Raw genomic sequence first — 19,951 nt, forward strand, 5'->3', positions numbered from 1 at the left:
TATAAAACCTAGCCACCAGTTTGAATTTTAAGAAGAGAAAAGGGGAAAAAGAAGTATGGGCAACAAACACAAATCAGCAGTTTCAATGGCAGTCGTTTCAGGAGCAGGTTTGGTTCTCATGGGGCTAAACGCACAGACAGTATCAGCAGCAACGAACGCACCAGCCAATGTTATCCGTAGCACAAATACGGTAACAATTGATGGAAAAACATATAATATTACGCAAGAGCAATATACAAACAATGATAGTGATTCAAATACAGGTAATGAAACTTATCATCCAGCACCAGTTGTACAAGATACTCGTCCTGTAAGTGATTTCTTTGATACAGATGACAATGGTAATTCGATTGTTTCTAAAGTAGATCAACAGGAATTACAACAAAAGCAAGCGCAAGCTGAAAAATTAGTAGCCCAACAAGCCGCAGCAGAGCAAGCTAAGGCACAAGCGCAACAACAAGCGGATATTGATGAAGCGGATGCTAAGGCAGTGACGCAACAAGAATTACAACAAAAACAGCAAGCTGAAAAATTAGTAGGACAAAAAACAGTAAATGACAAGGTCGCTGTACAAAAAATACCAGATCAAAAAGATTCACAATCTAAGGTTGATGCGAAAGATCCTAAAAAGATTTATGATAAGCTACAAGCTCAATATCAAAAGGAATTTGATGCAACATATCCTGATTATAATTCTTCAGTTTTGATAGACAACAATGGTCCTGTTTCATATGAATCAAAGGTCGATAAGAAAGCTGGAGTTAGTGCCTACGGTAAGACAGATCGTATCCGTGGTATTGCAGCTATTTTGAACCAATACTATCCTGTAATTAACATTGGCGATAATGAAGGAAATCCATTTACATTTGGAAGCGGTCTAGATGATACTTGGAATTACGTTGTTTACTATCGCCAAACTGGGGAAACGACTGATACTAGTGAAGATAAGATTATCAAGGCTTTTGAATATGATAAAGTTTCAGGGCAAGTTGTTTATTCAAATCTATCAAAGTCGACCGCTTCAGCTGAATTGATTGCAAAGTATCAAGGGTTTAAGCCTGTTATTGCAAACGATATCATTGCAGCTATGATTGATAATGAAGGTGTTATCACCTATATTCATCCTAATGGTAAAGATAATACACTTGATCCAAATGTTAAAGTTGACTCAACAGGACGTTTTTTAGCGCCTGTATATCCAGTAGATATTGTTAATGCTATTGCTAATCCAGAATCACTAGCGCCAACTGTTCCTGCTACTTCTATCAAGCCTAATGAAAGTAATGGCAATGGATCTACTGAATCAAAAAATTCTGTTAATCCATTGACTCCGATTGTCCCAGTTAAGCCTACAGCACCATCAACAGAAGCCACTCCACAAGCATCGGAGCCATTAAAAACACGAGCTGAAGTACAGGCAAACATAGCAGCCCAAAAAGTTGCAGCGAAGTCAGCAGCCAAGGCCGCTAAGAAAGCAACACGAAAGGCATCAACAGCAACTGTTGTGCCGGCTACATTTGCAGTGAACGATTTGACACAAGCAGCAAATTCTAATCATGTGAACGTGTCGTCACCAGTAAATACAATTATTTCACGATCATCGGTAGCAAATACTGATAATCATGATAACTTACCAAAAACTGGTGTTTCTAATGATTCAAAGACTAACAATCTTGGCATATTCGCGTCAGTATTGGCTTTGATTTCTGCAGCAGTATTGGGATTGAAGAAAAAGTTCAATTAATAAAGTTAAGACCTTTCGGTAAATTCCGAAAGGTCTTTTTTAGTTTATTTATTAATGCCGTTTTTAATACATTTATTAAATGACATTAACCGGTTTATTTTCTAGATAGGATCTGAGATTTTCAATTGTAATATCTAGTAGCCTTTTCCGTGTTTCAAGTGGCGCCCAGGCAATATGTGGCGTGATATAGCAATTATTAGCTTTCAATAACGGATTGTTATGGTCGATTGGTTCAGTTTGCACAACATCTGTCGCTAGTGCGTAAACTTGATTATGATTAAGGGCGTTTGCCATATCAGATTCGTTAATTAATTTTCCTCTGGCAGTGTTGAGCACAATCACGCTGTTTTTCATTTTACTAATTGTTTTTTGATTAATTAAATTAATTGTTTCTGGTGTTTGGATAACGTGCAGACTGATGACATCAGAATGTTTTAACAACTCATCAAATGATACTTGCTTAGCCCAGTCATTATCCACCTGTTTAGGACGATGGTTATAAAAAATAACAGTCATAGAAAAAGCATGAGCTATTTCAGCTACTCTTTGAGCAATATGGCCGTAACCGATTAAACCAAGTGTTTTGTCCTTTAATTCAAACAATGGCTTCTCCCAGAAAGTAAAATCTGGGCCATCAGACCACTTACCCTTGTGAACAAGTTGATTATGTAGGCCAACTTGTCCAGTAACTTCCAATAAAAGTGAGAAAGTAAATTGCGCAACCGCATCACTAGCATATGTGGGAATATTAGTCACGATGATGTTGTTTTGATGCGCGGTGTCAATGTCCACAATATCATAACCAGTGCCCATAATACCAATATATTTTAGATGTGTTGTTTGATTGAGAATATCAGCATTTAAAGGTGTTTTATGGGTAATAACAATTTCCGCATCGCTTATTTTTTCTAAGATTTCTGAATGATTATCAACAGTGGTGCGGTCATACAAAGTGACGTTGCCCAAGGGTTCTAATGCGGACCAATCTAAATCTTGATTGAGTTCATAACCATCTAAAAGTACAATTTTCATGCCATTTTCTCCTTTAGGAACAGTTGAAAAAATATATCAGTAGAGCATTAATCATAATTTGCAATCGTGCCATCAAAGTTAACAACTTGACCGGATCGATTGACATTGTCCGTTATCAAGTTGACGGCTATTTCAGCAGCCACTTGAGGTGTTTTAAATCCGGGGCCTGTCAGATTGTTATTTAAATCTGTTGTGACACCACCAGGCATAAGCGCAAAAATTTCAATGGGCAGTTGCTGTTCTTTAAATTCAATGCCCCAAGTTTTGGTTAGTATATTAAGGGGTGCTTTGGCTGACATGTACGCGAAAGGATGAAAAAAACTGACGGGTTCAATTGGAATGGTAATATTTAAAATTTGCCCTTTGTTTTTCTCTAGGATAGGCAACAGTGATCGACTTAATTCATATGGGCCGATAAAATCCGTGAGATGTGTTTCTTGTAGTTCAGAAATCGAAAAGTCCCAAGCTGATTTACTCATATCTCCTGGAATACCGGCATTATTAACGAGCAAAGAAAAGTCAGGATAATTTTCTGTTATTTCTCGAGCGATTTGGGGTAATTCTTCTACTTTACTGACATCGATGGTTTGTAAGTGAACATCACCAAAGGATGTTAGTGAGGCAACAGCTTTTTCACCGCGTTCGACATCTCGAGCGCCGATTAAAACAGTATAGCCTTTCTGAAGTAGATTTTTAGCAATTTCATAGCCAATACCTTTATTGGCACCAGTTACCAGAGCAGTCTTTGTCATGGATATAGCCTCTTTTTTATATGATTTTTATGGTCATGATGACTCACCACCATTATACTACTTATTATAAGTAAGCTACCTAACTAAGGACTAATTGCTTGAACCATGATTGAAAATTAGTATTGTTCAAGCCTTTGCCGTATGATGTCTTATCACAAGAAAAGGGTACGGAAAATGAAAAAAATAGTTACGGGGTTATTAACATTAGGAATTGTGGGCGGCATGGCAATTAATACCGCCAGTGCAGCAGTAATGGGGGATGATTATCCAGCACACTTAAAAAACGCGTCGCCAGATTCCAAGGTAGATAGCTGGACCATGTATAATCGTGAATGCGTATCGTTTGTAGCATGGCGTCTGCATGCACACAATAAATTCGAACTACCAGTTGGTTTTGGTTCTGCTTGGCAGTGGGGTTCACAGGCGAAGGCAAGAGGGCATCGTGTGGATAACATACCCAGTGTTGGTAGCGTCGCGTGGTTTGCTGCCGGCCATGTTGCTTGGGTCGCTGAAGTAGCTGGTAATAACGTTGTCATTGAGGAATATAATTACAACTATAACCATAATTATCATCGTCGAACGGTTGATAAATCTGCTGTATCAGGATTTATCCATTTCAAAGACTTAACCACAACTGCAGGAACAACGCAAACTACGCCCAAATCACAAGCTAAAAATACAGCAATTAACGTGGGTAGTACTGTCAAATTTGCGGGAGTTTTTCAAGTTAATGTTGTTAATATTGCTAAAAACAGTGTTGCAAGTGATAAATTGTCAGGTGGTCGATCAACCACACTGAATTTAATTGATGCTGTACCATTGGATGAGACGACCGCCAGTGGTACTAAATCTGGGAATCAAGTACTAGCTGTCGGTGAATATTTTAAGGTTAATGGGACATACCGCGTATTAGCGATTGATCGCCCATCAAATGGGATTAAAGTTAAAATTGGCGCTTATGAGACTTGGTTAGACATCAATCAAGCCATGGTATTGTAAAAAAGTTATACAAAAAATGCGAAACAAACTGTTTCGCATTTTTTGTATAACTTATTATTTTAAATCTTGGTCACTGGTCAGCGTGATGATCTGACCATCACGCCGTACTTGTAATTGACGATTTTCAGTATCTAGGATAGTTTCAAGACCTAATTGATGTGCTTGAATGTAGGTTTTTATCAAATGATCTGGCACATTTGGAAAGTCTTCTGTTAAGGTGCTTTGCTGGCGTGTATTTAAAATATCAAGACCACGTTGCAAACCAAACGATATTAAGGACTGATTATCAATAAAAGGCACCAGTTTTGCCCCAACGGTCAGATTGGGTTGTTGGACAGCCGTGCGCGCAAAATCAAGTGCTGCTTGAAAATCAGGTCGCTGTGCAGTTGGTGCTGACTGTACAATATATGCCAGTCTACTAAACAATGTGTTGGCGTATGTCATTGCTGTTTCTGGTAGTAGATCATTTGGGTTTTGTAGTGAGACAACATGATTAAGGGCACGCGCACTATCGAGTTCATGTTTTTGCCAATTTTCTGGGTTTATGATTGCATCAAGAATAAGTAGATGTAAGAAGCTTAGGGCATTTTGTGAGATACCATCTTGTGTGAAAGGATCAATATCAAATAGACGAAATTCGATGTATTCAGCACCGTTTTGAACTAAATGAGGTAAATCACCGGGTGCTTTTAGGCGGACTGGACCATAAAATTCACTTTTGTCATATAGGTCACCTTTGGCAATATATTGTTGGATTTGTTGCACTTGCGTTTCCAGATCAACATAATCAATTTGAATTTCTGGCAGGTTAGCAAACCCAAATTCACTTGTACGCCATGAACGTACGGGTTCAATATCAGTACGATCTTTCGGTAAGTTGTCAGCTGGGTTTTCACTCACAGGTGAAGCACCGAATAAGTAAGTCAATAACCAACGATAGCTGGCAACTTGTTGCGCAATTTGAAAAAAGAGGGTGTTTTTAGCAGTCGCCCTGGAATGTATATGATGTTGTTGACTGTACCAGTCGATTAATTTTTCATCGGGTGAAAAGTTAACGTGGATACCAGCCATAATATGCTGAAAACTACCGTAACGCGCTAATAATAAATCACGGTAGTCTTGGTACCATGGGCGCTCAAAATGGGTATTTAAGAAATGGATATCATCGGCATTAAGATGTGGTGGCATTGAAAGTGGCCAAATGATTTCATCTTTAGTTAAGGCCTCAGCTAAAATAGTTTGCAGTTCATGTAAGTGTGCCAAGGCTTGCTTTGTTGAGTGCTGAGGTGATGTGACAACTTCTTCCTGACTTTCTGAAAAATCAGTCTGAAAATAAGGCTGTGTTTGACGATCGCCAAGTGCTGAGGGATGAGGATGACGAGAAAGCGTATGGGTTGATGTTTGAACACGATGTTCTTCAATTTCAATGCCAAAACGGCCCGCATAAAGCGCGTCAAGTATCGTAGGATCAATGCTATTGTGGTGTAAGTTTGCCATGTTATTTCCTCACCAAAGTTGTATTTGTTATAGTTTACCGTATTTTTGCTAAAAAAGGGGAAATACTTATAATGATTGTTGACGCAATATATGCGATGACAATCATTATTGTAGATTATTTAGTTGATTTAATCAGGTATTTGCTTTAATATTGTTAATATTATATATGATAAACGTTGTCATTAGCAACATCAAACATCACAATTTAATCGCATAAATCACGAGTAAATTGATTGCATTTTTGTGCCTATCATAGAATAAAAGACACAATGAGGATCAAAGGATGTTTCAATTTTTAAATTTTTTCAATGCGTTAACTTGGCCAATATTTGAAAGCATTGTGATGCTGATCTGGTTTAGAACGCTGATGGGACACCATCACTTTTCGCGTCGCATGTTTTTGAGTACCATGTGCTTACTATATGTGATTAACATTGTTGGCAATGGCTTTGAATCACCTTTGTTAAGAGCTAGTGTCGCATCAACGCTGTCAATTCTTGTGTTACTTTTAATGGGTTGGCAACAAAATATTGTTCGTAGTAAGCGTGTTATTTTACTGTATGCCATTGTTAGTTCCTTACTGTCATATTGGGTTATTAACTTTGAAATGACGATGATCACGCTAGTCAATGTCCCTTTTGTGGTCAAAACAAGCTTGGATTTTTTAGCCAATGTGATCGCCTTGGTAGTGGCTTTCACGGTGAGTCGTGTCAAATATAGTTGGCTTACTGAAAAATTTTTAGAGCGGCACACAACACAGTTACATTTATTGATTTTCGGTAGTTTATTTTTAAGAGTATTAAATGATTTTTTAGCTTACTTATTTGCGGTGCAACAATTTTCAGGATCACTTTGGTGGGATTTTCTTTTGTTAATGCTTATTCTAGTGATTATTTTTGTACCGGTTATTAGTAATCAGCATGAGTTGTTACAGGACAGAATTAATGCGCACGATGTGGAAATAACTGCGACTCAAAATTATGCCCAACAGCTTGAAGCGAAATATTCGGAATATCGTTTCTTTAGACATGATTATCAAAATATTTTAGCCAGTTTGGAATATGGCATTCAATCCGAAAACATGAGTGATATCAAGCATACATATTATTCAGTGATTCAAAAAAGTAACACGATTTTACCGGATGCACAGCTACTCAATTTAAAAAATATTATAGACACAACTTTAAGAAGCGCTATTTTAGTCAAAAATCAACTGGCAATTGAAAAAAGCCTTGCATTTACTGTCGATTGTAGCCAACCATTTAAAGTTAAGTCATTTGAAAATGACTTAACTTTTTATCGCGTGATCGGGATATTGTTAGACAACGCGATTGAAGCAGCAGAAAAAACGGCAGAAAAAGTGGTCACTGTACTGATGACGGATTGTGAAGAAATTGTGATTATTAATAGTTGCACGCAGGCGGTTGATCTGACCAAAATTACCGATCTTGAGTACACAACCAAAGAAAATCATAGTGGTTTTGGGTTATACTTCGTTAAGCAATATATTAAACAGCATGAGAACATTGAATTAACGACAATGATTGAGAAAAATCATTTCATACAAAAGCTGACATTGGGGGCAGAAATCCGGTGAACTATTATTTATTGGAAGACAATTTGATACAACAAAAACGTATTCAAAACATAATAGCATCATGCCATGTTTTTGATCAACCAGCAGCATTGTTGACAGCATTGCGTAAGGATGCAGACCCTAAAATTATTTTGTTAGACCTAGAAATTCAGACAGTGGCCAACGCTGGACTAAATGTTGCTAAAATGATCAGAGAGTTTGACATATTGTCACCAATCATTATTGTGACGACACATTCTGAAATGGTTTATATGAGCTACCAATATCAAATTAGCGCATTCAATTTCATTGATAAAACGCAAAATGAACAACAATTTAAGCAGCGTTTGCTGTCGGCCGTGGCAGGGGCCGAGAAGCAGAACATCCAGAAGCTAGATAACGAACAAACGGCAGTCGTTAGTTTGCCCAATGGTCAAAAGCATGAGCGTGTTATACTTAACGATATCCACTATGTGACATGCAATGATAGCAAGAGTCATATATTGACTGTCTACTGTACATATAAGCAGATACAAATTCGTTCAACGGTCAAACGCATACCAATATTACATGAAGATCTGATACAAATACATGCAGCTTATGTGATTAATAAACGCCAACTGGTGTCAATGGATACGGCGACAAGAACCATAGAATTAGCTAACAAAGTTCGATTACCTTATTCTAAGAAATATTTGAAGATCCTTCAGGGTTTGTTGAATTGATCACATGGTGATATTTTTGAAAGTATTACCAAAAACAACTATAATGGGAACTAGTTTAGAGATAGAATAAATGCGTTCATAGGTTACGCTTTGGAGAAAATGATATATGCAAGTTGCAATTATTGGTGCAGGGCCGCGTGGTCTTTCGGTTGCCGAACGCCTGATTAATTTGGCTGATGATAAAAAACAGCTAGATATTCAAATTTATGATCCATACGCGATTGGGGGAAGAGTGTGGGATCCATTTATACCGCAAAATCAGTTATTTTTAATGAATACAGTGATTGAACAGATTACGTTGTTTAATGATGAGTCAATTGAAAATGGCGGGAAACCACTATCAGGACCAAATATGTTACAGTGGCTTGAAACTGAAGCTGAGCCTTTTTTAACAGCACATACAGAGTTTGACGCACAATACCGTCACGAAATGTTAACGCTAACACAGCCGGGTGATTTTTCATCTCGTGGTATGATGGGGATTTATGCGGCGTGGTATTTTGAGTGGTTGATGCGCCGTGTACGGAGTAATCACACACTGAATTTTACCAAGCAAGCTGTCACTCAAGTGACACCAATCGGTTCTAGCTTCCAATTAGAACTAGCTGATGGCACACCGATTTTATCAGATTATGTCGTGATGGCATTGGGCCATTCTGAAAATAAACTGAATGACGAAGAAATGTTTTTTAAAAGTTTTGCACAGGATCACCAGCTACAATACGTCGCTCCGATGCATCCAGCTGAGGCGGATTTATCAGGATTTAATGCTGATGACCAGATTATTATTCGTGGTCTAGGGCTAAGCTTTTTTGATTACCTCATGGCATTAACAGTGGAAAAAGGTGGTCAATTTGTTCGTGATGATACGCAGGAGTTGGTTTACAAACCTTCAGGACGAGAACCTCATGTCGTCGCTGGGTCGCGTCGTGGTTTTCCACTTCATGCACGTGGTGTCAATCAAAAATTAGCAAGTGAGCTATACCACCCGCAATTTTTCACGTTACCAGCACTTGACGCACTGCGCGCGGCAGGTGATGGACATATTATTTATGCTGACTTTGAAAAATTAGTTGTCAAAGAATTAACTTATAAATATTTACTTAATGTCATTGATTCGGCTAGTAGCCACTTAACATATGATCAGGCTGAAGCCCTAAAAAAGGCATTAGTAACGAGTGATGACTTAACCGCAACAGCAAGAAAATTTGGGTTAGATAATATTGCGGCGTTTGATATTGACTTAATTCGTAACCCAGCACGTGATGTGTCGGACGATGCAGATTATAAAGCGTGGTTTATAGATTATTTGACAGCGGATATTGAAGATGCACGACTCGGTAATAAACAGGCACCTTTTGCGGGTACCTTTGATATTTTACGTGATATGCGTGATCGTGTGCGCTATGTTGTTGAGCGTGATTATTTTTCAGCAGATGAGTATGAGAAGTTTTTAAATCGTTTTAATCCATTAGACACATTTGTGTCAGTCGGTCCGCCTTTAGAAAGAGTTGAACAGCTACGTGCACTAATCAAAGCAGGTATTTTTGAAGTGACTGCTGCAGGCATTAATATTACGACTATTGGTGATGAATTTGTCGCACATGATATTCGTAATCAAGCATTCCATGGTAATGTGTTGATTGAAGCTAGATTGGGGGCCACCAATTTATCAATCTCTAATAATCCATTAATTGCCAATTTACGTGATAAGGGTATTTTGACCCAACCTATACGTACGCGAAGTAACGGGTCTACTTATAAATTAGGCGCTGCAGATATCGACCGTCAGACATTTGAAGTGATTAATCATGACGGAGAAACAATACCTCATTTATATATGTACGGTATTACATTAGAGGGCTTGAAATGGTTTGGAACGGTTATTCCAAGACCGGGCGTGAATACATTGATTTTACGTGAAGGGGCTTGGATAGCCGAACGTATTCTAGCACATTCATAACATTGGGCATCAGCAATACTGCGTTTCAAAAAAATTGATATGATGGCTAAATGGTTACTAAATAAAAGGAATACAGAATAGTTGATGACTAATATTCAATTGATTGCAACTGATTTAGACGGTACGTTTTTATCCAATGATAAATCATTTGATAGGGCGTTATTTCGAACAGTGCTTAAAATACTTGCACACAACAAGATACAATTTGTTATTGCGACTGGGGTGCATCAGGAACGCATTAACCGCTTACTATCAGATTTTTTAGATGTTGGTTTGTCGTTTGTCACTAATAATGGCGCGCGTGTGACGACATCTGAAGGGGAGGTTATTTTTGAGAAGACACTGTCATTAGATACACTGAAAACTGTACAAAAATTATTAACGACCTTTCCTGTCAAGCCGAGTCGTGGATTAGTCTATTCAACAGATGACACAGCGTATGTGCCACGTGAATATGCTGACGTGATGACGGCAGATAGACGTCAATATTTTAAGAAAGTCATTGTATTTGATGATGTGTCAGAAATTAATGATCCGATATTTAAAGTGACCATGAACTGGCATAACTTTGATGAGACACAATTTTATGACGTCGCTAGACAACAATTAGGACATCACGTGCATGTCACTGAAACAGGTACAGGGGCAGTAGATATCGTCCCCGCAGGTGTTAATAAAGCTGTTGGCTTAAAAATGCTGGCGGATCATATGGGTATTAGTATGACAAATATTGCGGCTTTCGGAGATGGCGCCAATGATTTAGAAATGTTATTAGCTGTCGGTCATCCTTTTCTGATGCCAACAGCTCATATCAATGGTCCATTTGAGCCAGTTATCGCCGATAATGATCATGCAGGTGTGCTTAAAACGATTTTAAAGATAATTAACAATTAAAAAATGCAACGGTATGCGTGGATAACCAGCAGCTGTTGCATTTTTTAATTGCCTGTAATAAAGGATAATTTTTCAGTATAAAGGGCATCATTATCATAATCTATTGGGCCATGAACACCATCTGGTAACCAGTGTGTTATTAGATGGTGACCAACCAAGTTATGATAAGCCTTAGCAAGCTCAACACTCTGTAAGTAAGGGACGACTGGGTCCTTCATACCAGCAATGAGCATGAGAGGTGGCATTTTGTTTGTAAAATACGTAGCTGGGTTAGCTTGAGCAACGAGGTCAGGCACATCCTTTGGGGATTGGTGTTGTAACATAATACCTTCAAAAGATTTTGCAGTACCTGTTTCAGAAAATTTTGGGGTAATGCCTAATTTTTTAAACTGATGATTAAATTGGTCTAATTGGTAGGGGCCGTATAGTGCAATAACATGTTTAATTATCGGAAATTTTGGGTTGAAAGTGACATTTTGTATGTTTCCGAGGGTGTGTTGTATGGTAAACGTAGCAGCTGCCAAAACGGCTAATTGTGCACCGCTTGATTCACCAATCAGTGTTAAATCTGTCATATCCAGATGGTACTGAGTGGCATTCAGAGATAAAAAATCTAATGCTGCTCTAATATCAGCAATCTGGTTTGGAAATTGATTTGTTAGTGGGTCATTGAGGCGGTAATTGATACTAATTATGGCAAACTGATCAGCCAAAAAACGTAAACTGGGATTGAGTTTAGCAGATGACTTCTGGCCACGGAGCAAGCCACCACCATGTATATCAACGATCACTGGAAAATTTTGGCGACCGTCTGGTAGGTAAATATCTAGTGTGTGGCGCGCGTCCGGGGCATAATTGATGTCCTTAAAAATAGTCGTTGCTGTCACTGGAATGGTTGCAGGCACAAAAATGTTCGGTTTATCTTGAAATAACATCGTTTCTCCCTTTTCATCGTGTAGACTAACTGATTTGATTATACTAAAAATATGATGTCATATAAAATAAGATTGCTGTAAATCACCAATGAAGGCATATGGGTAATTTAAACTCAGTGTTATAAACGCTTACATTATGTTGTATACTAAAGTCATGAAGGATTGTTACCGTGCGAATGGGCAAAACCTGACAGTTATTTGTTGCAAGTTTTAAAAAACTTTGTACAGATTTTGTCGGGTTTTTGTTTTAGAATTATCATTGAAAGTCTGGAAGTGATGAATGAATATCAAAAAAATTTTTAATAATAATGTTCTACTGGCAGACAATAATGGTCATGAAGTTGTATTAATTGGTAAGGGGTTAGGTTTCCAAAAAAAAGTCGGGCAACGCATAGATGAAAAGGCCATTGATAAGATTTATGCACCAACAGAAGCACGATGGTTAACGTTGTTTGATGAGTTAATTAGTGATGTTTCACCACAGTATTTCGAAATATCATCGCAAATTATTAAATCAGCTGAAGAACAGCTGCAGACTAAATTTAACGCTTATCTATTGATTGCGATTACTGACCACATTCATTTTGCCATTCAAAGAACAGAAGATGGTATTGTGATTCATAATGAATTGCTATGGGAGATACAACATTTTTATCCGCAGGAATACGCTATCGGTGTCGCAGCGCTAAAATTAATTAAGACATCGTTTGGGGTGCAACTGGCAGATGATGAAGCTGGATTTATTGCATTAAAATTTGTCGAAAATCGCACATCCGCCCAAGATAGTAATGACAGAGGTGTGAAAATGACAAAATTGATTGGTGATATTTTAACAATTGTACAGTATCAGTTGCAGGTTCATCTCGACGAAGACACAATTAGTTATCAAAGATTTTTGGTGCATCTACGATTCTTTGTGGAAAGAATTAGTAGTGATCAGAAAATTAATGCAGTGGAAGAGACGGATGATGTCTTATATCAACATATTTTTAAAAAATATCCACAAGCATTTAATTGTACACAAAAAATTGTACAGTTTGTTAAAAATACGCTAAATAAAAGTGTGACTTTGAACGAACAAGTTTATGTCACGATTCACATTCAAAGAATTATTAATGAAATCAGTCAACAGAGTTGATGGGATTGTAACTATTTAATTAGGCAAAACCCAAGTTAATTATGAAAAACGCTTTTTAGTGGTTATCATAATTAACTTGGGTTTTGTGATTAAGAAAAGGAGACATCATGGATTATAAAGTATTAGCAGAAAATATATTATCTGGTGTGGGCGGTAAGGATAATATTAACACAGGGTGGCATTGCGCAACGCGCCTACGATTCAAGTTAAAGAATGATAAGTTGGCTGACACCAAAAAAATTGAAGACCTAGATGGTGTCGTGACGGTGGTTAACTCTGCGGGACAATATCAAGTCGTTATCGGTAATTCGGTCGCTAATGTGTTTGAACCTTTAGCAGAATTGGCAGGTTTAGAAAATACAGATGATCAGATTGTTGATGAAAAAGATCAACCTAAAGAGAATGTGTTAAACAAATTAATTAGTTTTATATCTGGTGTTTTTACACCATTCTTGGGTGCCATGGCTGGTGCAGGTATTTTAAAAGGGTTGTTAGCTTTACTGTTAGCCCTAGGTTGGTTAACTGAAAAAAGTGGTGCTTATCAAATTTGGTATGCGGCGGGCGATGGGTTCTTCTACTTTCTACCAATATTATTAGCATTTACGGCAGCTAAGAGTCTTAAAGTGAATCAGTTTGTGGCAGTTGCTTTAGCAACTGCACTGGTTTATCCGACGCTTGTTGCTATAACGGGGAATTCACAGACAATCGACTTCTTTAATATACCGGTTATTCCAACTACGTATACGTCTAGTGTTATCCCGATATTGTTAGCGGTATGGGTGATGTCTTATATTCAGCCGCTACTGGACAAGCTATTTCCAGAAGCGATTCGTAATATATTTACGCCACTATTTTTGTTAATTATTATGGCACCCTTAACGCTTATTGTTGTTGGACCATTAGGTGCTAGTGTTGGTACGTTATTGTCAAACGGTATATCTGCTATTTATAATTTTGCACCAGCAGTGGCGGGTGCGCTTATGGGTGCGTTTTGGCAAGTGTTTGTTATCTTTGGCGTTCACTGGACATTCGTGCCTGTTATGATGAACAACATTGGTAAACTCGGTTATGATCCACTACTACCTATATTAAGTGTTGCTGTGGTTTCACAGGCTGGTGCAGCATTAGGTGTCTTCCTAAAAGCTAAGGATGCTAAAATGAAGTCTTTGGCGGGCTCATCAGTAGCAACTGCTTTGTTAGGCATCACTGAACCAACGATTTATGGTGTGACGTTAAAACTTAAGCGACCATTTGTTCTGGCAGCTATATCAGGTGCTATTGGTGGTGCCATTGCTGGTGGCGGTCAGGCGCACGCAAGTTCATTTACATTACCTAGTCTGTTAGCGATCCCAACATATTTGGGTAAGGGATTTGTTAGTGTTATCATTGGGTTAGGTGTAGCGTTTATATTAGGTACTGTGCTGACTTATCTTTTCGGATTTAGTAAGGATACAAATGTTGCGACAGTAGATGACCAATCGGCTGAGCAAGAAGGTCATCATCAAATTATAGCGCCAGTTGATGGCACAATTATTCCATTGAAAAATGTTAAGGACGAGGTTTTTGCTTCTGAAGCTATGGGACAGGGTATTGCGATTGTGCCAACGAGTGATATTGTGAAGGCACCTATCACAGGAACTGTGAGCGCTGTATATCCAACCGGACATGCTATAGGTATCATTTCAGAAAAAGGCGTCGAAGTACTCTTGCACATTGGTATTAACACAGTTGAATTGAATGGTCAGCATTTTAAGACACTAGTCAAAAAGAATCAAAAAGTCACTATTGATGAACCTTTGGTTGAATTTGATCGTCAAGCGATTAGTCATGCTGGCTATGATACAACTGTGATGCTCATTATTACAAACACGCCAAATTACGATATTTCCGTAACAGACAATACATTGGCGACTGATCGTGACTGGGTATTGAAGTTGACTGATCGTCATATTGAGACAAGTAATGATTATAAAGGAGAAGTACAACATGTATAAAACAACTTATGAAAACTCATTTCCCAAAGGATTCTTATGGGGTGGTGCGACTGCGGCTAATCAAATTGAAGGTGCTTGGAACCTTGATGGCAAAGGGTTAAGTACGGCTGAGGTTGTCCAAAAGGCTGATGATCGTCGTAAAATGTCTATGGGTGACGTCACTGAAGAAACGCTTGCAATAGCATTGGCTGATAAAACAGATGATTTATATCCTAAGCGACGTGGTGTTGATTTTTATCATCACTATAAAGAAGATATTGCGCTTTTTGCGGAAATGGGATTTAAAGTGTATCGCTTCTCGATTGCATGGTCTCGAATTTTCCCACAAGGAGAAGATGCACAACCAAACGAAGCAGGTTTGGTATTTTACGACAATGTATTAGCCGAATTAGCCAAATATGATATTGTGCCACTAGTGACGTTGTCACACTATGAGATGCCAGTTGTTTTGACACAGAAATATAATGGTTGGGCTGGGCGCGAAACAATTGCTGCATTTAATCGTTTTACTGAGACAGTATTCAACCGTTATCATGATCAAGTTGATTATTGGTTGACATTTAATGAAATCAATACAGGTACCTGGGGATTTCACGAAACGGGGGCCATTGATAAAGGCCTTTCGGAAAGAGAACAGTTACAGATTCGTTATCAAGCGTTACATCACCAATTTGTCGCCAGCGCTATTGCAACAAAGCAATTGCATCAGATTGATCCAAATGCCAAAATTGGATCAATGTTGGCACGGATGCAGACGTATCCTGCGACACCAAAGCCAGAGGATGTCAGAGCGGCACAATTAGAAGATGAAAAAAATCTGTTTTTTACAGATGTACAAGCACGTGGCGAGTATCCAGAATATATGAACCGTTTTTTCAGTGAAAACGGCATTGTGATTCACATGGCAGAAGATGACCAAGCTATTTTGCTTGAAAATCCAGTAGACTTTATTAGTTTTAGCTACTATATGACTAATGTGACACAGCATAATCAGGTTGATGATGGTGTGGGTAACATGGCCGTTGGCGGGCGTAATCCTTATTTGAAGGAATCAGATTGGGGATGGCAAATTGATCCCGTTGGATTACGGATAACTTTAAATGCGATGTGGGACCGTTACCGCAAACCACTATTTATTGTCGAAAATGGCCTAGGTGCTTTAGATAAACTTGAAGATGATGGTCATGTGCATGATCAGTATCGTATTGATTATTTACGTGCACATATTGAGCAAATGAAGGAAGCAATCAAGGATGGTGTTAATCTCTTAGGTTATACGATGTGGGGGCCAATTGATTTGATTAGTTTTTCGACATCAGAAATGTCAAAACGATATGGTTTCATTTATGTTGATCAAGATGATGATGGCAAGGGCACTTTGAAAAGAATTAAAAAAGATTCCTTCACGTGGTACAAAGAGGTTATTGCCTCCAATGGTGAAACACTCTAAGTTTAAATTGACATTGTAAGCGTTTGCAGAGTTAATGAAGATACGATATAATATAAGGGTAGATTAGGCGAAACGATAAGACTAATTAAACTTGTTTAAGCCATCTTCACTGGCGAACGCAGTATACCTCGTTCATTCCAAATAGTTTACTTGTATCGAATCAGAACATCTTGTAAGTGGCCGAGAACGCATACAACCATGTCCGTGGTTCAAAGTAGTAACAACATGTGAGATGAGTAGTCTCCAGTTTGTTGCTATAACGAGTAAGCTATTTTTTTGTTTATTGCATGATGATTTAATTTAAAAAGACATCCACTGTTTGTGAAGTGGATGTCTTTTTAAATTAAATATTTGTGAGATGTCCGCGCTTATCTTTAGCAATTAAGTAGTAGACGGTTGCAGCGATAGCCCAAGCCCAGACAATGTGTCCGAAGAACTCTGAGAAATGTTCAGCGAATGGTTGGTTCCAAGGTGCAGGTACTGTTCCAAAAGCTGGCATAATAATGACATGCCAAGCAATCCAAAGCACAATACCATAAGCGGCACCTTGCCAAAGACCGATGTTTGACCAGTATTGTGAAACAAAGACATACAATATTGAAAATGCGATTGCGAATGAAAAATGTAAAATGAGGGTAAACCAAAATACTTTTTGATCTTGTGAATAGTAGACAAATGACTCAACTAATTTCTTAGGAATGCCAATTTGCATAGCCATATGTTGTGGCGGATTGATTAAGTTACGAGCAATCGTGCGAGGTGGAAAAATATTCTCCCAGCCAATCTTGACCATACCAGAAACCATACCGGCAATGAAGCCAAACCAGACACTTTTTATGATAATCTCTTTCAGATTAGCTTGTGGTTTTTGTAATGTAAACATGTGTGTATATCCTTTCAAATGTTACCCTAAAATAAGTGTTGCTTATTGTAATATTGATTACAAATAGTAAGTTTAAACGCTTATATGTGAAATGTCAAACATATTTTTATTTTCTTTATAAATTGTTAATATGTTTTGATAGCAGTGATATGAGATCATTTAGTATTCTTTTTTGTAATATTTAATCTTCCGTTGTGAACAATGTGTTAATGTGGTTAACTTAAGGGGATTGTGTTGTATTGAATTTACTGTTATTATGGATAACAGTGTGTTTAGTGTTAATTTGTCATTGTGTGGTCCAGCCGCCAGTTGCAATTAGTATAAAATACAACTAATTTCTATGTATACAGAGAGATACATAGTCGGAGGAAAACAAAATGAAACGTTCTATGGTAATTAGTAGCATTATTGCTGCTGTTGTGGTGATTGGTATCGGTGTATCTGTTGCCAAAAGTTCAGGTTCAAACCAAAAAAATGCTTACTCGGTAGCGTTAGTCACGAGTACGGGTGGTGTGGATGATAAGTCATTTAATCAATCGGCTTGGGATGGTATTAAGCGCTTTGGTAAAAAGAACAACATGAAACAAGGACAATCAGGTTTTTCTTATTTTGTCTCTAATGACAATTCTGAGATTAAGTCTAACTTGCAACAGGCGGTTAAAGCAAATTATAAACTTGTGGTAGGTATCTCATTCATGGGGGGACCTGCTATGAAACAAGTCGCTAAGGCGAACCCAAAAACGAATTTTGCGATGGTTGAAGCAGATGTGCCTTATAAAAATGCTGTTTCGATTATGTTTCATTCAGAGCAGTCCTCTTATTTAGCAGGGGTAGCTGCAGCCACGGCGTCAAAAACAGGCAAAATTGGTTTTGTAGGCGGCGTTAAGGGTGAAGTGATTGAACAATTTGAGGCAGGATTTAAAGCCGGTGTTTTGGCAACAAATCCTAAGGCGACTTTTGTCTCTCAATATGCGAATACATTCACAGATGCCGCTAAGGGTAAAACGATTGCAGCTGCCATGTATGCTAGTGGTGTTGATGTTATTTTCCAAGCAGCAGGTGCAACCGGTAACGGCGTTTTTGCAGAAGCTAAGGCAGAAAATCAAAACACGACAGTGGACAAAAAAGTGTGGGTCATTGGCGTCGACATGGATCAAAAGGCTGATGGTAACTATACTGCAAAAGATGGTAAAACCTCAAACTTTACGCTAGCATCAGCGATTAAACGTGTTGATAACGCGATCGAAATTGTTGCACAACAGGGACAAAGTAAACAGTTCCCTGGTGGTAAAACAGTAACGTATGGTTTGAAAGAAAACGGTGTTGATATTGCACGAGATGCGATGCCTGATAATGCATGGCAAGCAACGCAAGAAGCTAAAAAGCAAATTTTAGCCGGTAAAATTACGGTACCTAAGAAATTAAGCGATGTTAAATGATTTTTGGACGATATATTCAGGCAAATAAGTTGGTCTATTGACGATTATTATTGATTGTTTAACATGTATTTAATGTTATCAGTTTAAGATAATTATATTGATAAGATAACTTAACTTATCATTTTAACGAAACCCTGGTAGATAATACAAAATTCTCTTTTCATTCTCTCCTAAATTTTCTCTTCTCTTTCTCAAATACATTTTTTCTCCCCTGTATTGTTTAGTTGATACAGGGTTTCGTTTGTTCTAAATATATCAAAAGCGCTAATGCATTGATCAATGCATTAGCGCTTTTTGTATGTGTCGCTATTTTAAACAGTCAGTTTTGTACGTAATTGTTGGCTTAATATTGGGTAGGTGACGAGTACAACGATCATGGTGGTTGCGCAGTTAATCAACGTGGGCATTAGCGCAGATAGGGTGGCAATCACAGCTGGTTGAAACGTTAATCCTTTAACAAGGGCCATGACAAAATTATGTATTGTGGTTGTCACAAATTTAGTGGCAATCGCAGCAGCGATAATAGTGACTAGTTTGATAGGCTTCGGTGCGACATGATAATGTGTCAGGTTCAAAACAAGGATAGCTATACCACCTACAATAAATATTTCGAAAAAGTAATATGGTGCATCTAAGATATAATTATGTGTGACATCAAACAAAGCCAAACCAATGCCGCCGGCAAAGGCACCACGTTTATAACCTAATAATAAAACAGAAAGCAAAGCTGATGCATTGCCAAGATGGACAAAAGGTTTACCAATTAAAGCAGGCATAGGGACTTGAATACTAGTTGCTACATAGGTAATTGCTGCAAAGAATGCAACAAAGACGATTGTTTTTGATTTTTGGTCTATTCTCATATTTCTTTTCATCTCCAAATAATTATTATATGGTTAACATACAATTGCACTTATTCTAACACAAATT

The 19,951-nt window shown here is 38.0% G+C and carries 16 protein-coding genes; 10 read left to right on the forward strand and 6 right to left on the reverse strand.

Features of this window, described 5'->3' with window-relative positions; genetic code table 11:
- Positions 1-55 precede the first annotated feature (55 nt).
- Complete coding sequence (locus LKI_RS03965; protein WP_013102872.1) at positions 56-1,744, forward strand: LPXTG cell wall anchor domain-containing protein; 1,689 nt, start codon at positions 56-58, stop codon at positions 1,742-1,744.
- A 75-nt stretch (positions 1,745-1,819) separates the two neighbouring features.
- Here LKI_RS03965 and LKI_RS03970 read toward each other — a convergent pair whose 3' ends face one another.
- On the reverse strand, positions 1,820-2,776 hold the full coding sequence (locus LKI_RS03970; protein WP_013102873.1) for a D-2-hydroxyacid dehydrogenase: 957 nt from the start codon (positions 2,774-2,776) through the stop codon (positions 1,820-1,822).
- 47 nt (positions 2,777-2,823) lie between these two features.
- Positions 2,824-3,528, reverse strand: a complete 705-nt coding sequence (locus tag LKI_RS03975) for an SDR family NAD(P)-dependent oxidoreductase (RefSeq protein WP_013102874.1) — start codon at positions 3,526-3,528, stop codon at positions 2,824-2,826.
- 174 nt (positions 3,529-3,702) lie between these two features.
- Between LKI_RS03975 and LKI_RS03980 the strand changes: the two genes are divergently transcribed.
- Positions 3,703-4,527, forward strand: coding sequence for a CHAP domain-containing protein (locus LKI_RS03980; RefSeq protein ID WP_013102875.1), 825 nt, complete (start codon positions 3,703-3,705; stop codon positions 4,525-4,527).
- A gap of 54 nt (positions 4,528-4,581) precedes the next feature.
- Here LKI_RS03980 and LKI_RS03985 read toward each other — a convergent pair whose 3' ends face one another.
- Positions 4,582-6,024, reverse strand: coding sequence for a glutamate--cysteine ligase (locus LKI_RS03985; protein WP_013102876.1), 1,443 nt, complete (start codon positions 6,022-6,024; stop codon positions 4,582-4,584).
- A gap of 283 nt (positions 6,025-6,307) precedes the next feature.
- On the opposite strand from LKI_RS03985, the gene LKI_RS03990 reads away from it, so the two are divergent.
- The 4 genes from LKI_RS03990 (at position 6,308) to LKI_RS04005 (ending at position 11,182) form a co-directional block, all read left to right on the forward strand.
- Positions 6,308-7,621, forward strand: coding sequence for a sensor histidine kinase (locus LKI_RS03990; RefSeq protein ID WP_013102878.1), 1,314 nt, complete (start codon positions 6,308-6,310; stop codon positions 7,619-7,621).
- On the forward strand, positions 7,618-8,325 hold the full coding sequence (locus LKI_RS03995) for a LytR/AlgR family response regulator transcription factor (protein ID WP_013102879.1): 708 nt from the start codon (positions 7,618-7,620) through the stop codon (positions 8,323-8,325). Before LKI_RS03990 ends, LKI_RS03995 begins: the two co-directional genes overlap by 4 nt.
- Before the next feature lie 106 nt (positions 8,326-8,431).
- Entirely contained in the window at positions 8,432-10,288 is a 1,857-nt protein-coding gene (locus tag LKI_RS04000) for an FAD/NAD(P)-binding protein (RefSeq protein WP_013102880.1), read from the forward strand.
- 84 nt (positions 10,289-10,372) lie between these two features.
- The gene (locus LKI_RS04005; RefSeq protein ID WP_013102881.1) at positions 10,373-11,182 is read left to right on the forward strand and encodes a Cof-type HAD-IIB family hydrolase; all 810 of its coding nucleotides are present in this window, start codon (positions 10,373-10,375) and stop codon (positions 11,180-11,182) included.
- A 44-nt stretch (positions 11,183-11,226) separates the two neighbouring features.
- Here LKI_RS04005 and LKI_RS04010 read toward each other — a convergent pair whose 3' ends face one another.
- Complete coding sequence (locus LKI_RS04010; protein ID WP_013102882.1) at positions 11,227-12,117, reverse strand: alpha/beta hydrolase; 891 nt, start codon at positions 12,115-12,117, stop codon at positions 11,227-11,229.
- A gap of 280 nt (positions 12,118-12,397) precedes the next feature.
- Between LKI_RS04010 and licT the strand changes: the two genes are divergently transcribed.
- The 3 genes from licT to LKI_RS04025 all read left to right on the forward strand — a co-directional run bounded on the left by licT (position 12,398) and on the right by LKI_RS04025 (position 16,699).
- Positions 12,398-13,255, forward strand: coding sequence for a BglG family transcription antiterminator LicT (gene licT / locus LKI_RS04015; RefSeq protein ID WP_013102883.1), 858 nt, complete (start codon positions 12,398-12,400; stop codon positions 13,253-13,255).
- Between the two features lie 107 nt (positions 13,256-13,362).
- Positions 13,363-15,249, forward strand: a complete 1,887-nt coding sequence (locus tag LKI_RS04020; RefSeq protein WP_013102884.1) for a beta-glucoside-specific PTS transporter subunit IIABC — start codon at positions 13,363-13,365, stop codon at positions 15,247-15,249.
- Complete coding sequence (locus tag LKI_RS04025) at positions 15,242-16,699, forward strand: glycoside hydrolase family 1 protein (RefSeq protein ID WP_013102885.1); 1,458 nt, start codon at positions 15,242-15,244, stop codon at positions 16,697-16,699. The genes LKI_RS04020 and LKI_RS04025 overlap by 8 nt, the downstream gene beginning before the upstream one ends.
- Positions 16,700-17,042: 343 nt before the next feature.
- On the opposite strand, the gene LKI_RS04030 is transcribed toward LKI_RS04025, so the two are convergent.
- Positions 17,043-17,582, reverse strand: coding sequence for a YagU family protein (locus LKI_RS04030; RefSeq protein WP_013102886.1), 540 nt, complete (start codon positions 17,580-17,582; stop codon positions 17,043-17,045).
- A gap of 377 nt (positions 17,583-17,959) precedes the next feature.
- On the opposite strand from LKI_RS04030, the gene LKI_RS04035 reads away from it, so the two are divergent.
- On the forward strand, positions 17,960-19,021 hold the full coding sequence (locus tag LKI_RS04035; RefSeq protein ID WP_013102887.1) for a BMP family lipoprotein: 1,062 nt from the start codon (positions 17,960-17,962) through the stop codon (positions 19,019-19,021).
- Positions 19,022-19,332: 311 nt separating this feature from the next.
- On the opposite strand, the gene LKI_RS04040 is transcribed toward LKI_RS04035, so the two are convergent.
- Entirely contained in the window at positions 19,333-19,884 is a 552-nt protein-coding gene (locus LKI_RS04040) for an ECF transporter S component (protein ID WP_013102888.1), read from the reverse strand.
- Positions 19,885-19,951 lie beyond the last annotated feature (67 nt).

This window comes from Leuconostoc kimchii IMSNU 11154, from assembly GCF_000092505.1.
Classification (GTDB): Bacteria; Bacillota; Bacilli; order Lactobacillales; family Lactobacillaceae; genus Leuconostoc; species Leuconostoc kimchii.